The sequence below is a fragment of the Nocardioides sp. InS609-2 genome, assembly GCF_023208195.1.
Classification (GTDB): domain Bacteria; phylum Actinomycetota; class Actinomycetes; order Propionibacteriales; family Nocardioidaceae; genus Nocardioides.
Map to the genome: position 1 here is coordinate 1,363,582 of NZ_CP060034.1, position 14,864 is coordinate 1,378,445.

General features: G+C 63.0%; 9 protein-coding genes and 4 pseudogenes. 9 read left to right on the forward strand and 4 right to left on the reverse strand.

The annotated features are described in order from the left end of the window. Nucleotide 1: 1 nt before the first annotated feature. The 5 genes and pseudogenes from H4Q84_RS07280 to H4Q84_RS07300 all read left to right on the forward strand — a co-directional run. Nucleotides 2-490 (forward strand): hypothetical protein, encoded by a 489-nt coding sequence (locus tag H4Q84_RS07280; protein WP_248582730.1) that lies wholly within the window; start codon nucleotides 2-4, stop codon nucleotides 488-490. Nucleotides 491-516: 26 nt separating this feature from the next. Beyond that, entirely contained in the window at nucleotides 517-1,254 is a 738-nt protein-coding gene (locus H4Q84_RS07285; protein ID WP_248582731.1) for an ATP-binding cassette domain-containing protein, read from the forward strand. An 86-nt stretch (nucleotides 1,255-1,340) separates the two neighbouring features. Continuing rightward, nucleotides 1,341-2,480 (forward strand): hypothetical protein, encoded by a 1,140-nt coding sequence (locus H4Q84_RS07290; protein ID WP_248582732.1) that lies wholly within the window; start codon nucleotides 1,341-1,343, stop codon nucleotides 2,478-2,480. An 819-nt stretch (nucleotides 2,481-3,299) separates the two neighbouring features. Beyond that, nucleotides 3,300-3,844: pseudogene (locus H4Q84_RS07295) on the forward strand (ISL3 family transposase); the annotation flags it as partial. Between the two features lie 221 nt (nucleotides 3,845-4,065). Beyond that, nucleotides 4,066-4,224 (forward strand): annotated as a pseudogene (locus tag H4Q84_RS07300) (ISL3 family transposase); the annotation flags it as partial. Nucleotides 4,225-4,358: 134 nt separating this feature from the next. On the opposite strand, the gene H4Q84_RS07305 reads toward H4Q84_RS07300, so the two are convergent. Next, nucleotides 4,359-5,507 carry an FtsX-like permease family protein gene (locus H4Q84_RS07305; protein WP_248582733.1) on the reverse strand — a complete coding sequence of 383 codons (1,149 nt, stop codon included), beginning with the start codon at nucleotides 5,505-5,507 and terminating at the stop codon, nucleotides 4,359-4,361. Next, nucleotides 5,504-6,190, reverse strand: coding sequence for an ATP-binding cassette domain-containing protein (locus H4Q84_RS07310; protein ID WP_248582734.1), 687 nt, complete (start codon nucleotides 6,188-6,190; stop codon nucleotides 5,504-5,506). The genes H4Q84_RS07305 and H4Q84_RS07310 overlap by 4 nt, the downstream gene beginning before the upstream one ends. A 1,689-nt stretch (nucleotides 6,191-7,879) precedes the next feature. Here H4Q84_RS07310 and H4Q84_RS07315 point away from each other — a divergent pair. Together H4Q84_RS07315 and H4Q84_RS07320 are read left to right on the forward strand one after the other, a co-directional pair. Then, complete coding sequence (locus H4Q84_RS07315; RefSeq protein WP_248582735.1) at nucleotides 7,880-8,029, forward strand: hypothetical protein; 150 nt, start codon at nucleotides 7,880-7,882, stop codon at nucleotides 8,027-8,029. 461 nt (nucleotides 8,030-8,490) lie between these two features. Then, a pseudogene (locus H4Q84_RS07320) lies at nucleotides 8,491-9,059 on the forward strand (ISL3 family transposase); the annotation flags it as partial. Between the two features lie 1,116 nt (nucleotides 9,060-10,175). Here the strand turns inward: H4Q84_RS07320 and H4Q84_RS07330 are convergent. Beyond that, nucleotides 10,176-11,273: an IS630 family transposase gene (locus H4Q84_RS07330; protein WP_248580407.1), complete on the reverse strand. Its 1,098-nt coding sequence runs from the start codon at nucleotides 11,271-11,273 to the stop codon at nucleotides 10,176-10,178. Nucleotides 11,274-12,644: 1,371 nt separating this feature from the next. Here H4Q84_RS07330 and H4Q84_RS07335 point away from each other — a divergent pair. Then, nucleotides 12,645-13,346 (forward strand): annotated as a pseudogene (locus tag H4Q84_RS07335) (transposase); the annotation flags it as partial. A gap of 138 nt (nucleotides 13,347-13,484) precedes the next feature. On the opposite strand, the gene H4Q84_RS07340 reads toward H4Q84_RS07335, so the two are convergent. Then, nucleotides 13,485-13,865 (reverse strand): ClpX C4-type zinc finger protein, encoded by a 381-nt coding sequence (locus H4Q84_RS07340; RefSeq protein ID WP_248582736.1) that lies wholly within the window; start codon nucleotides 13,863-13,865, stop codon nucleotides 13,485-13,487. A 646-nt stretch (nucleotides 13,866-14,511) separates the two neighbouring features. Between H4Q84_RS07340 and H4Q84_RS07345 the strand changes: the two genes are divergently transcribed. Then, a complete protein-coding gene (locus tag H4Q84_RS07345; RefSeq protein ID WP_248582737.1) occupies nucleotides 14,512-14,835 on the forward strand; it encodes an Lsr2 family protein in 324 nt (107 codons plus the stop codon). Nucleotides 14,836-14,864: the final 29 nt, after the last annotated feature.

Here is a 14,864-nt window from a genome sequence, read left to right on the forward strand (position 1 = left end):
TATGGTGCGTCCCGTTCGGGCACTCGGTTCGGGCACCCACCACCAGAAAGATCGGTCGAACATGTTCTCTCGCAAACGGGCCATCGCAAGCATGGCTCTTACTGTCGTCGTCTCTTCCGTCGCTGCACCCGCTTTCGCCGAGGGCGGTTTCGACAGCTACATGAGCGGCTGGCTGACCGGTATCAAGACCCGAAACTGGAACGACAACAACACCGATGCCGCGAGCACCAGTTTCGCCGCAAGAGCCTGCTCGTACCAGACCGGGCGGGACGTCGCCAGCATCGCGATGGAGCTCAACCGGAACGACACTTACACTCCTGACGAGCACTACGGGGAGAAGACGCTGTCGTGCAACAACTCGACGCTCACGACGGTGGCATGGGGCAACCCGGGCAAGGGAAACTTCGACATGACGCTGAAGAAGATCGACGGTCAGGTCACGTCCTACAACGGCAAGCTGGACGTCACCCAGACTCGCATCAAGTACTGAACGATCGACAGCAGCAGGAGACTCCGGTGGATTTGCGATTCAACAATGTCAGCTTCGGCTACCGCTCTCGCGATGCCGAAGTGTTGACCGAACTCACCCTGCGCATTCCTGCTGGACGGACGATCCTTCTCGGGCCAAACGGTGCCGGAAAGTCCACATTGTTGGCGATCGCTGCCTCGGTCCTCCCTCTGAAGCGGGACCGAGGCGGCGTCGCTGCGGGGGAACTGACTCCGCGATCGCGCCGAGAGCGGTCGGCGTATCGGCGACGGGTTGCTTGGATGCCGCAATCCGTGCGGGCGTCGTCGGGGCTGTCGGTGCGCAAGCACGTTGCATTGCACGGTTGGCTGGCTGGACTCACGAAGTCCCAAGCCTGGGACGAGTCCTTGACGGCGCTGGCTGGCGTCGATCTGCAGGACATGGCAGACCGCCCGGCGACTAAGCTTTCCGGCGGGCAGCGAGCCAGGATGGGTCTGGCGCAAGCGCTCGTGCACTCCGCAGACGTTTTCCTACTGGACGAGCCGACGGCCGCTCTAGACCCGGATCAGAAGGACCAATTTGCGCTACTTCTCAACGCAATCGCCAAGGAGAAGGTCGTGGTGGTCTCGAGCCACGACGTCAGCGATCTGGCGACTAGCTACGACCGGGTCGTCGTCCTCGCGGACGGTCGGGTGCGCTTCGACGGTACAACGGCGGAGTTCCTCGACGCCGACGGATCCGATTTGACGGCAGTCGAGGCCTATCGCCGGGCGTTGGTGACTAAGTAGAAATGCGCGATCGTCTGTGGCTGGCATTTTCGTCTACCACTGTCCTGTTAAGTCCACCGCTCTGCATCGTAGGCGTGCTTGTCTCGATGAGCAACGCCGATTTCGTCGACCCTTACTGGCTGGATCTGTCCTCTAAGTCGACGGTCTCAGTATTGTTCTTGGCGCCGGGTTTCTCCGCGCTAGCCGCCTGGGATGCTGCCAAGTGGCGCAACCTTATGATCAACGCCGCCAGGTCATGGATCTCTGTTTTCAGTCTCATTATTCTTTATGTCGCGGCAGCGACGATGGCCACGTTTCTGCTAACTCTCCTTGCGCTAATGGCCCAAGTGACGCCGAGCGTCGGGTTCCCTCGCCTCGATGTTCTTGCCCTCGGCGTTGCGGTGACCTGCGCCTATACCGCTTTCGGATTCCTCCTTGGACGGTTTCTTCCAGGGTTGGTCGCGGCACCACTCGCGTTCGTCGTCATATGGGGCTGGGTGGCCTACACTCCCGCAGTTCAGCCCTTCTGGCTGCGCAACATAACTGGCAACATCGGGAGTTCTTGTTGCTCGGTCGATTTTCAACTCGTCCCGCTCGCCCTACTTGCCCCAGCGGTGGTGGCCGCATCGCTGTTAGTTGCCGTAATGGCCGTGCTGGCGTGGCCGATGCGGCCATTGGTTTGGGCATTTTCAGTCGGAATTGTCGGCGCAGCCGTCGCCCTTTCTGCCACGATGATGTCGGATATCGGTGCAGATCCGGTACAGGGGCGAACGGGCAGTCAGCAATGCGTGGAGAACGCTGGCCGAAAGTTCTGTGCGTGGCCCGAGCACGCCGCCGAGCTGCGACAGACGGCCAAGAACTTGGGGAACGCCGCTGACGCGCTGTCGTCGGCCGGACTGGACGTGCCTTCAACCCTACGCGAAAATGCCAAGAGCAAGGACCGGTGGTCGTTCAGCCTGAATAGCGGGAATGTAGACTTCCGCGCTAAAACTCTTATCCTTTCTCAGTTGGACGAACTTCCCCCTCCCTGTACAGATCAAACTCAGGGTGTTTGGCCAGCGGGGGTCAATTTTGAACTCGCGGGGGCGTGGTTGCTCGCAGTTACAGGGACTCCCGTGACCGAGGCAGCAGAGGTAAGCGGAGCCTCTCTCCCTGATTTGCGTCGTTTGCTCGAAGAGGATCTTGAATCTCAGGCGCAATGGTACGAGAGCGCCTTGTCGGCGATGCGATCGTGCGATCCAGTGTGATGGCCCTGCTCATGCGAGTGACATTTGTCGCAACGGCGTCGCTTACTAGTGCCCTCGCCGGTCTCGTGGCCGGTGCGATGCGAGGCGAATCCGCAGCGATGCCTAGCCTCAGCCTCGGGACATTGGCGCCCGTCCCGGTGGTCTCGGTCATAGCCATGGTCCCAGTAATCGGGGCTTTCGGAGGTTGGTCGAATATTGGATGGCATGCGATCGCGAACGCGACCCGAGCTCCACGACTCTTGGCTACGCCGGTACTCGTCGGCAGCCTCGGCGCGTACTCGCTCGGCGCCGCGGTCTTTGGAGGGTTTGGTTCTTTCCTCGAGAACGGCCGGAACTCGCTTGGGCTCCTTGGACTTGTGTTGATCGGAGCCAGGATTCTAGGCGAACGCGGTGCGGTCTTGCTCCCTGTTTCGTTCCTCCTTGCCTCCTTCCTGTTCGGTCGCGTGCCGGGCCATCCTTCCCCGTCGTGGTGGGCCTGGGTCCTCGCAGACGGAGCCAGCGCGTGGGCGCTCGGGATGGCTACACTCTTGGGCGCGCTCGGCCTGCTGGTGGCGCCTCAAATCGCGGTAAGCAATTTGCGCCGCGGCGCGGAGTGACATGCCCTGCACGACCTCGCGGCGGGCGAGTCCGGGGAGCCCCGCAGCAGACGAGGAAGGCGGGTCCTGCGGCTCCACGGCACGGCGACATACGCCCCGCGCCGGCCTTTACTGGCTCTTCATAGTTGATGGTGTAGCGGTGAGCCAGGACCCAGTGGCCGGGTAGACGTCGAGGTCTTCCGAGAATGGCGGTTCCTACGCCAGCCACCTGGAAGACCTCGACTTGTCTGACGCTACCTTCGCCCGCCCTGACCTGACCACGTTCGCCCGGATCAACGACCTCGGCCTCGAAGTCGTAGGGCAACGCCTCGATCCAGACCGGGCTGTACTGGCCTGCCGGGTCCTCGAGCCGGACCAGTGGTGCCGTCGGTGCGGCTGCGAGGGCGCTGTGCGTGACACCGTGATCAGACGCCTTGCCCACGAGCCGCTCGGGTGGCGACCCACGACGCTGGTGGTCACCATCCGTCGCTACCGGTGCCGCGAGTGTGCGCATGTGTGGCGCCAAGACACCACCCAGGCTGCCGAGCCGCGGGCGAAGCTGTCGCGACGCGGTCTGCGCTGGGCGCTGGAAGGGTGTCGTCGTGCAGCACCTCACCGTCGACACCGTGTCGCCAAGGTCTCGGTGTCGCATGGAACACCGCCAACGACGCGGTCCTGGCCGAAGGGCGCCGTGTTCTCATCGACGACGAGGCTCGGTTCGACGGCGTCAGGGTGCTGGGCGTCGATGAGCACGTGTGGCGCCACACGCGCCGCGGGGACAAGTACGTCTGTGAGTCTCTGAGTGGCTGGTCCGGGACCGGCTGGTGAGAATGGCTCCGGCCCTCCATCGGACGTGACTCGAAGTACGTGTGGCCCCTGAACCGGGTGCCTTCACTGTGATCTGTGCGCCTGATGGGGTGACCGGCGCCGTTCTCGGCCCACCTCGGTGACTTGATCAGAAGGCTGTCCGTCCCCCGTCGAATTCGGGATCGTGACTCATCACGGACCTGCGCCCCGGCACATCCAACGGACCGACCGAGGGCCATCAACGCGGCCGACTCGAACACCTCCGCGGCTCCGCCCTCGGGTTCCGCAACCTCACCAACTACATCGCCAGATCACTACTCGAGTCTGGCGGCTTCAGACCCCGACTACACCGTGGATTGTGAAGAGCCGCGTAAGGAGCTGAGGACGGCGACAACAGGGCGGGGGGTTGTGTTACCTACGCCCGGGTCACCGTCGCGCCCATTCCGACCATTGCTGTGTGGTTGAGAATTTCCTGCCCGGCCGACGAGATGCACGATCAGTCGCGAAGCACGCTCGCGATCTCCACTCGCGACGCACGCCAGGCGGGTATCGCGGCGCCCGCGGCGGCCGTACCTACCGCTGCGACGATGGCTTGCAGCACAGCGGTTGCAGGCATGCCGGGGATGGTGACGGCGGAGCCTCCGGGAAGCAAAACGGGCAGTACGAAGCGAAGTATGAGGGCGGTGGCGGCGATTCCTAGCAAAGCAGCAAGCAGACCTCCTGCCACGGCGCTCCCAAGGACTAGAGAGAACAAGTCCCGACGATTGGCACCCAGGGAACGCCGTATCGCGAGCTCGCGAGTTCGGAATGTGACCGATGCGAGTCCGATGTTGAGGATGCCGAGCGACGACAGCGACAGGGCGACCACAGCGACCACGGTAAATAGCGTGCGTAGTGTGTCGATCTGGGCCCGCACGGCGGGGACGCTGTCGAAACGGGCGACCGTCGGTGCCGCAGAGAGACCGAGCCGGTCAGATAGATCGTTGATCAGTGCCTCAGCGGCGCCATCTTGTCCTTCGCCGACCGTCAGCAGCAGGGCTGGGGCGCCTGCTTGCAACTGGAATGCCGCATCCTCGGCTTCGCTTGCCGTGACTGGCAGGTAGATGCGTGACCCGGACTCAGCGTCAGCGACGATGCCCCTGACGTCCAGATCCCAGGCGGGGCGAGACCCAGGAGTGAGCAGGGATGTTGAGCCAAGACGCACGCCGGCCCGGGTGTTGACGAAGGCGATCCTGCGTCCGTCCGGTTCGTTGTCGGAGGTGGAGGTCATCGGCAGACGTCGGCTTGCGGAGTAACGACCTAGGACGGACACGACGCTTACCTGCTGGGGCCCGTCAACGATGTCACCTGATCCTTCCCATGTGACGACTGCATTTCCATCGCCGGGCGACAGGCGATCCCCGAGCGCCTGCCACAGGGTGACGGCATCACGCGTCGGGTTGTCCGAGGAGTCGAAGTCGGCGCGCACCGTCGCAGCTCGGGCCGTTTGCTGTTCTTCTCGTGCCACGAAGACGTCTTGAGATATCAAACCGATCAGTGCGGTGCTGACGAGTGCGACTACACCGATGATGACGCTCGCGACCGTTATTGCTGATCGGAGACGGTTTGCGTTGAGGTCTTGTAGGACCGACGAGAGCATCCTCATGCCGGTGACACGATATGTAGGCGGCCCGCGTCCAAATCAAGTGTCCGATCCATGCGTCTTGCGTTTTGTCCATCGTGGGTCACGAGAACGAGACTGACGCTTTGTTCTTGAACGACCTTACACAGGAGGTCCATAACTTGTGCTCCAGTTGTCACGTCTAGTGCACCGGTTGGCTCGTCGGCTAAAAGGAGGCGGGGTCGTCTGACTAGCGATCGTGCAATCGCGACACGCTGTTGCTCGCCACCTGAGAGTTGGCGCGGACGGTGGTCTCGACGCGCGGTAAGCCCCACTTGGCTGAGCATCTCATCCACCCGTCGCCGGACGTCTCGTCGTGATACGTAAGATCCGTAGGCGAAGGGCAGTGCAACGTTCTGCCAGGCGGTCAATTGTGGAATGAGCGAATACCCTTGGAAAACGAAGCCGATCAGTTCGCTTCGAGCAGTTGACCGCTCTGCCTCGGTCAGGGAGGTCACCTCATTCCCTGCCAGTCGATATGTACCAGAGGTCTGATGTTGCATCAGACCAAGGACGCTGAGCAAGGAGCTTTTGCCGGAACCCGATCTGCCGAGGACGGCGACCGACTCACGCGTCTTGACGCGCATGTTCACGCCATCAAGAATCGTCAGTCCATCAGGACTGGTCCCGACGGTGAGGGTGAGGTCCGCAACGTCGATGACAGTCATCAGAACAGCGGAGCTTTCAGAAGAACACTGTCGCCCTCGCTCAGCCCCTGAGTGATCTCAACGTAGTTCCCGTCGTTGATGCCGAGCGAAACTGGGACATCGGTAGTCGTGCCGTTCCGTACCACCGACACGCTGCCTTCCTGCGCACTCCCTGAAACTGCCGAGAGAGGAAGGGCCAAGACATTTGAACTTGTGCCTGTGTTAATCCCGAGGTGAGCCGGCATACCCGCGTAGGCACGAAACTTGTAGGGCACGAGGCAGAGTTCGGTCTGCGTGCTGCCCGCCCCCGTAGTTCCCTCTGCATCGGGGACTGCACCGGGTGTAGTCGCGGCCGCGTCTACGAGATCGCACAGAAACCCGCTGGCTCCACCCGTTAGCGACGCCCGCGCACTCGTCTGACGTCCATGCAAGCGCACTGTCACCGGATCAGGCACCTCGGCCGATATCCCGAAACCCGAGTACTGGACATCGATGAGGGGCAGCCCCTTAGGGACTTTGCCATCACGGGACACCCGGACGACCGAACCTTTGGAGCGAGCGCGAACGAGTTGCCCGCCTAAGCGTCCGATAACCGCGCCTTGCTTGACGCTCTCACCGACCCGGGTCCGAGCTACGAATTCTCCGATAACCGAGGCCTCGATGGAGTACGTCGGGGAGGCAACAGCACCAGCTTGAATCACGACGACCGAGTGAATGTCTCGCCGTTGCACAGCCACGGTCTGGCTCGCAGTCTCACCGGGCCCTTGCTCGACATCGGGACCAGTTGATGAACACCCCGCCATCAAAGCCATGGCAACTGCCAGAGCAGCGCTGCGCGGGCTCCTCCCACTCAAGACGACAGCCGATTCGTCATGCCCTGCACAAGCCGCTGACAAGGCTCGCAACCGTAGTGTCGTCGCCGAGTCGAGCGGCCTCTATTCCGTCCGAGATCGTGGTCCTACCGTCATCGTCCCACGTCGATTGCCACGCCGGGCTCGTCTTGATCTCGGCGTACATGTCCAGAGCGCGACTCTTGGCCCTCGAACCAGTCTCGGCCTCCAAGAAAGTCTTGCCCCACGCGCAATTCCAGACAATGTAGGCGTCAGAGGCGCCAGCACCCGTCTGCCAGTTGGTACTCGAACCGCGGCTCATGGGCGGGTCGGATGGGAAGGAGGCTGACGGCGGCATGACAAGGCCTGCGCCGGTCGTGCGGTACTCCGTGGCGTAGCCATCCCACGACACGACTTGAGTGTCGGAGACGGGTGTGGAGTGGTCTCCTGCACCTGGGGGCGGACCTTCTCCGCATCCTGATGTAATCAGTAGAATCGCCATGACGGCGACACTGGGTATGACTCTCACGTTGCTCCTCATAAAATCGAGAAAGACCACGTGGGGCACGACTGCGCCCCACGTGGTCAATCTAGCCGTCAGTAGTAAAGGTTGCCCGACCAGTTGTTGTGACAATTCCCGCTCGACGAATCCATGGCGGCCTGCACTCTAAAGCCCGTGTTCGGCTTGTAGGCACTTGTAGCGAAAGTCGCGTACCTGTTGGCTGAGACCACGTAATCCCGGTAGGCCTGGTCCACGGCCGGGATGTAAGCCCCTAGCGTCATACCCGTCCCGCCTCGATCCGAATATGCGGCACCCGTGACATAAATCTGGATGTTGTTGTACCCATCCATGTAACGGACCGCGCTGTATGTGGTGATCGTGCCAGTGCAGTTCACGGTACCGGAGACCCCGACCTTCGTGATGGCGGCATTCGCGCTTGATGCCAGCCCCACTGTGGCAGCGGCCGCCATCGCAATTGCGACCGCACTGCGCCTGATGTTTCTTGTCATCAACTCTCACAATCTGTGATCAACTCATTGGTTCCCGACTTGGGCATGACAAATCCGCCGAGTGCGCGCACCCGAGTACGGGTTTGCAGTTGGCAGAAGGCTGGCGTCTCTTTACTTGCCAGAGGCGAGCAAACCAGACCCCGCAGCGGCGTGTCAAGACGAGCCTGACGCCTCGACGATCGGAAGCGATCCTTTAATCGCATACGGAGGATCAGTGAAGATCGCATCGACCCACGAGGCTGGCAGAGCAGCAAGGACAGCGAGAGCATCACCCAAGTACAAGGTGACGCCGTCGTGAGCAACGGAGGGAGCCGGACGGTCATGTGACCGGGTATCGGCAGGTTTGGGGAGTAGCCATACCGGCTCTTCACAGATGAGGGTGTGGGCCCGCGGTGGCGGTGTCGGCGCGTCGTTGACCGGGTAGGTGTCGAGGCCTCCCGAGGATGAAGGCTCCTACACGCTCATCTGGAAGACCTCGACATGCCCGACGCTACCGTCGCGGCGAGCCCTGATGCTGGGTTCGCACGCGCAGATCTGACCACCTTCTGCCGTCTCGATGAGTTTGGACTCGAGGTGACCGGCCAACGCCTCGAGCCCGAGCGGGCCGTGCTCGCCTGCCGGGTCCTCGAGCCGGACCAGTGGTGCCGTCGGTGCGGCTGCGAGGGCGCTGTGCGTGACACCGTGATCAGACGCCTTGCCCACGAGCCGCTCGGGTGGCGACCCACGACGCTGGTGGTCACCATCCGTCGCTACCGGTGCCGCGAGTGTGCGCATGTGTGGCGCCAAGACACCACCCAGGCTGCCGAGCCGCGGGCGAAGCTGTCGCGACGCGGTCTGCGCTGGGCGCTGGAAGGGTGTCGTCGTGCAGCACCTCACCGTCGACACCGTGTCGCCAAGGTCTCGGTGTCGCATGGAACACCGCCAACGACGCGGTCCTGGCCGAAGGGCGCCGTGTTCTCATCGACGACGAGGCTCGGTTCGACGGCGTCAGGGTGCTGGGCGTCGATGAGCACGTGTGGCGCCACACGCGCCGCGGGGACAAGTACGTCTGTGAGTCTCTGAGTGGCTGGTCCGGGACCGGCTGGTGAGAATGGCTCCGGCCCTCCATCGGACGTGACTCGAAGTACGTGTGGCCCCTGAACCGGGTGCCTTCACTGTGATCTGTGCGCCTGATGGGGTGACCGGCGCCGTTCTCGGCCCACCTCGGTGACTTGATCAGAAGGCTGTCCGCCCCCGTCGAATTCGGGATCGTGACTCATCACGGACCTGCGCCCCGGCACATCCAACGGACCGACCGAGGGCCATCAACGCGGCCGACTCGAACACCTCCGCGGCTCCGCCCTCGGGTTCCGCAACCTCACCAACTACATCGCCAGATCACTACTGGAGAGCGGAGGGTGACTGGGTCCCGGTTGGTGTGCCTACGTCGCTTCGTCATGGTCGTGAATCCTCCTGCCCCCATCATCGGGGATCGGACTCTCACAACCGCCGGACCACTACATGGGGATCAGGTCACGTCTGGCAGAGCCCCCACTTCGGCACGTCACCCGAAGGTTTCGATCGAGACGGTAGACTCGCGCATTCGCGCAGGCTCGCCACGTCGGAGCGGAATCGGGCCGCGTCGGAACCCGTCACTCGCTCGGGAAGGCCGTCCGCCCGGAGGCGGTTGGGCTTCCACGTCGCGCGGTCTGACAGTCGCGCGGTCAGCTCGGCTGTCAGGCACCTCCACGTCGATTGTCAGCACCCCGGTGGCCGCTCTTTCCGGGGCTGATTCCGATATCAGACGTAGTTCCCGAGGCCGTAGGCAACGTTACCCGAACCAAGACGCCCGTCACCCTGCAAGAGGTGAGCGTGGCTGCCGACAAATGATGTCCGCGCCTGCCCCGACGAGGCGTGCCGCAAGCGAGCGTTGGCCGTCGGAGGGGCACCGTTGGCCCTGGATGCCCCAGTGCATGTAGACCACGACCACGACGGCCCGGCCAGCATCGTGTGTGCGGCGTGGCGCCTTGCTAGCAGCCCTGGCGTCCGTCAGGTTCTCCTTGTCACTTGTCAACTATTCCCTGACAATCTATCGAAGGAGCCCCGGTGCCGCGATTCAAGTACGTCATCGCTCGAACCATCCAACGCCTCAATGGTCGGGGTACCCCGGCTAGCTACTACTGGATCTAGTGGTCCGGATTTGAAGTCTTCATCCGGTTGGCTTTGGTGAGGATCTCGTCGGCGGTCCTGGTCCAGACGAAGGGGTGGGAGCGTTCGTTCCAGCAGTCGATGTAGGTGCGGATCTTGGTGTTGAGGTCCTTGACCGAGGTGAACACGCCGCGGCGGATGGCTTGGCGTTCGATGAGGGAGAACCAGACCTCGACGAGGTTCATCCAGGAGGCGTGGGTCGGGGTGAAGTGGATCTTGAAGCGCGGGTTCTCGATGAGCCAGTTCTTCACGTTGGTGTGTTTGTGGGCGGCGTAGTTGTCCATCACCAGGTGCAGATCGACGGGCTGGCCGGTCTCGTCGACGACGTCGCGGTAGGCGCGTTCGACCTGCTTGAGGAACGCGAGGAACTCTTGGTTGCGGTGCCGCGGCTTGAGAGCGGCGGTGACCTTCCCGGTGGCGATCTCCAGCGCGGCGAACAAGGTGGTGGTGCCGTGGCGGACGTAGTCGTGAGAGCGGCGTTCGACGAGCCCGGGTTGCATCGGAAGGACCGGCATGGTGCGGTCCAGTGCCTGGATCTGGGACTTCTCGTCCACGCACAGCACGATCGCGTTCTCTGGCGGGTTCAGGTACAGCCCGACGATGTCGATGACCTTGGCCTCGAGTTCGGGATCGGTGGAGAACCGGAACGACTCCGAGCGCCACGGCTTGACCCCGTAGGAACGCCAAGCCTCCGCGACGGTGTAGGCGCTGACCTTCAACCGAGCCGCCAACAGCCGCGTGGACCAGTGCGTCACGCCGAGCTTCTTCGGCGGGGGCTTCAGTGTCTCGGCCACGATTTTGCGATGGTCGATCGTGCGCGGACGGCCCGGACGCTGCCGGTCGAGGAGCCCGGCCATGCCCTTGCCCTGGTAGCGGCCCCGCCACTGCAGCACCTTCTGACGGCCGCACCCGACGAGCTCGCAGATCTGGTCGTTCGGCACCCCGTCGGCTGCCAGCAACACGATCCGAGCCCGTTGAGCCGCACCAGCCGAGACCGTCGAGGAGCGAGTCAGTCGCTCGAGCTTGTCCCGGTCACCATCACGCAGCACCAGGGCCGGAGCAGGTCGATTCGCCATGCGCCCATGATTTCACTTCATCAACCCGATGACTATTTCCCACGCGGACCACTAGACAGGCAGACGACTGCTCCGACCACCTGCGCCTATGCGTCAACGCCGGTCTTCCAAGACAGCTCGGCCAACTCGTCGACCTCCCGGTCCTGCAGGTAGGTGGTTGGTCGGCAACCTGCAGGACTATGAGGACGATCGTCTTGGGTTCCTAACGGAACTGCGCCGCGCGTACGGACCTTTGGTCTCGTTTGACTCACGCACCACAGTGGTGAACGACTTCGACTTGGCGGACGTAGTCCTGCGAGATGCTTCCAAGAATTTCGAGATCAATCAGAACTTCCTTGGGCAACGTCTGTCTTCGGCTGAGGTCGCCCGGGTTCTGGACATTCGTCCACTACTGAATCCTGGTTTGCGGCCGGCGGCAGTGACCCCATTGCAGAGTGCGACCAGGGCGCTGACAATCGAGCGTTTTAGCCGCTCGTGCCACAGACAGCCCATCGACCCTTTGGGGCCAGCCGAGGAAGTCGTCTCAAGTGTTGTGACATCCCACTACTTCGGAGATGAAGGGCAGGCGCTCGTTCCTCGGATCGCCGCGCTTCTCGACGCATTGGAGGTCGTTATCGGCAACGTGTTCGCGCTGCCCGCTGCTTGGCGCTCGCCGGCACAACGACGCATCGAAGCCCTGTATCTCCCGCTCCATCGTGAGGTGTGCGCTCTGCTGCAGCGACGACGAGACGATGGTGGAACTGACTTGGCCTCCCTGGTTATGAGCAGGGCGGCTCGCGCGCACAGTGTGAGCAGGCTTGCGGACCTACTAATCGGCTCGCTGCTCGCGGCACAGCGGGTTCCAGTCGCGGCGGCCGGCTGGGTACTCATGCTCGTGGCCGACCATCCGAGTCTCCACTTGCGGCTTCGGACCGAGGCGGCATCGTTCGATCAGGACCAGCTCTGTGACGCTGGGAAACCGATCACAGGCTATCCACTTGCTTTAGCGACGGTGATGGAAGCGCTTCGCCTCTATCCACCGACATGGCTACTTGCCCGCACTGCGACCCAAGAGGTCGAGTTGGGCAGCTACCGGTTCTCGCCCGGTCACACCTTCTTGGTGAGCCCCTACGTCCTGCATCGCGACAACAAGGTCTTTGATCGCGCTGAGGCATTCGAGCCAGAGCGATGGCTGAGTTCCGCCGTGCCACCGAGCGCGTATCTTGCTTTCGGCCGCGGACGACACCGGTGTCCCGGGGCAGACCTGGCGAACAACTATTTGGTAGCGCTCCTGTTGACTGTCGTTCACCGGCACGAGATTCGACGCGTGGGCTGCGTTCGCCCGGATCCGCGAGTCACGCTACGACCCTCCGGTCTGCGCCCGCTGAGATGGTCAACGCCGTGCTGCGTGGAGGCGCCGACGTCTCGGTCGCTGTGCGACTGGACAAGCGTGTCAAAGCCGCCATCTCTTCGATCGGTGACGATGCCTGGACCCCCATCGAGTACACCGACGCCGTCTTCGACGAAACCACCAGCACGTGGGTCTCGCGCGCCGAGGTCTCCGAGATTCCGTTCACCGCGTTCACCTCGAAGAAGACGGCCGAGCAGGTCCCCGGGCGGCTCGTGGTCCGCCGGATCCCGGACCTCAACCCGGGCGCCAAGAATGGTCAGGACACGCTGTTCGACACCTGGCGCTTCCACGCGTTCTTCACCACCACCCCCATCGGCCAGGCCGACACGGTGTCCGCGGATAGGACCCACCGCGGCCACGCGATCATCGAACAGGTCCACGCCGACCTCAAGAACTCCGCACTCGCGCACCTGCCCTCCGGCAAGTTCGCCGCCAACGCGGCCTGGCTCGTGCTGGCCGTGATGGCGTTCAACCTCACCCGCGCCGCCGCAACCATCACCGGCCCGGGACTCGCCAAAGCCACCACCGCGACCATCCGCCGCAAGCTGATCGCCGTGCCCGCCCGGGTCGCCTCCTCGGCACGAAGAGTGACTCTGCACCTCCCGACCGGATGGCCCTGGGAGACCGCCTGGAGCGACCTGTTCACCCGGGCCTGCGGACCACCACCGGCACCGACGACCTGACCCCCCGCCGACACCGGCACGACGACCAAACCTGGAACGACCTGGCAGCGAGGCCAGACGAACAGCCACGCCCACGCACCCAAAGACCACACGTCAGCGACCGCGGACGCTCAACCCCAGCTCATCGGTGGATCGAGGCTAAGCCGAGGCGCTCTTCCGGGCGCCCCTGTGGGCAAAACGCTCCCACACTGATTGACGGGAAACGCCCAGTACCTTGCCGATCTCCGCCCAGGAGATTTTTCGCTGGCGCAAAAGGTCGACCCACTCTTGCGCAAACGCCATGTTCTGATCTGCGGACCTCAAGATGAGAGGAAGCATGGCCAAGAGGTCCGGGTCAGACATGGCGTCCCATGGTGGCGTGGACCTGGCCTCAATCGTCTCAGGCGAGCGGTTGTTCTCGTGGAGGTCCTTAACGCACTCGTCACAGATCATCGCCCCCAGACCGCCAGCGAGCTTGGTTTCGGGGCCTCCAGGTTTGGCGCAGAACGAACACATCTTGCTTGCACGCGTGAAGTCCACGCCGCCTCCTGTTGCGATTGAAACCTTCGAGAGCCGTGACCTCGCATGCTACCTACATACATGGTCTGCTGTGTCGACAAGGAAGTTCCATGATGAAACTCAGAGCAACACGCGAACTGCTCAATCCGGTTCCTCGGCAGACTCAGGGCCACAGTGACGGCCGACGCGACACCTTGCGGCTCACGCTGTCGACGGCGCTCGAAATACGCCACGACCTACTCATACCCAGCTAGCGCCCTCCGACTGCAGCGCTTCGGCGATGCGCACTGGGCACCGGGCACCGGGCACCGGGCACCGGGCACCGGGCACCGGGCACCGGGCACCGGGCACCGGGCATACGCGACGACCTCACAGCCTCGCCGTCACCATGGTGCGGTGGGCCGTTGCATGGGCTCAGCGAGCTCCCTGCCACGCGCTCGGCCTGTGATTCGTTGAGTCAAGTGTCGGATGCCTGAACCTTGCGGATGGGAGCGGTGAGCAGGGATCCCCGAGCTACTACTGCGATGAACAATCCTGAACACACCCCTGCATGCTGGGTGTGAACGTATCTACATTGTCGACTGACTTCTGGCGGATTCGTAAAGTCTTCCCTGACAAACTGCCCCACAATTGACACGCCACCCTTTACGCGGTCACCATATGGCTCATGGCACGCAAAACGATCACCCAAATCACAGATGACGTCGATGGCTCGAAGGATGCGCAGGAGGTCTTTTTCTCGTTCGACGGAATCGACTACACGATAGATCTCGGCAAGAAGAACAAGGCCGCTTTCGAGAAGGCAATGGCGACCTATTTGGAAGCTGCAGCGAAGGCCCCGCGGCGCAACCCCAAGAAGGTATCGACCGCCAACGACGCCCGCCGAGACCTGTCAGTTATCCGTGAGTGGGCGAAGAACCAGGGACTGAACGTCTCAGACCGGGGCCGGGTGGCGCAGTCGACTATCGACAAGTACGAGGCAGCTCACTGAGCCAACGGCCGACGGCCGGCCCAACTGAC

Bases quoted from the DNA above. Each gene is read 5' to 3' on its own strand.
- H4Q84_RS07345 (WP_248582737.1), top strand. From the start codon at position 14,512: ATGGCACGCAAAACGATCACCCAAATCACAGATGACGTCGATGGCTCG.
- H4Q84_RS07310 (WP_248582734.1), bottom strand. From the start codon at position 6,190: ATGACTGTCATCGACGTTGCGGACCTCACCCTCACCGTCGGGACCAGT.
- H4Q84_RS07290 (WP_248582732.1), top strand. From the start codon at position 1,341: ATGAGCAACGCCGATTTCGTCGACCCTTACTGGCTGGATCTGTCCTCT.
- H4Q84_RS07280 (WP_248582730.1), top strand. From the start codon at position 2: ATGGTGCGTCCCGTTCGGGCACTCGGTTCGGGCACCCACCACCAGAAA.
- H4Q84_RS07305 (WP_248582733.1), bottom strand. From the start codon at position 5,507: ATGAGGATGCTCTCGTCGGTCCTACAAGACCTCAACGCAAACCGTCTC.
- H4Q84_RS07330 (WP_248580407.1), bottom strand. From the start codon at position 11,273: ATGGCGAATCGACCTGCTCCGGCCCTGGTGCTGCGTGATGGTGACCGG.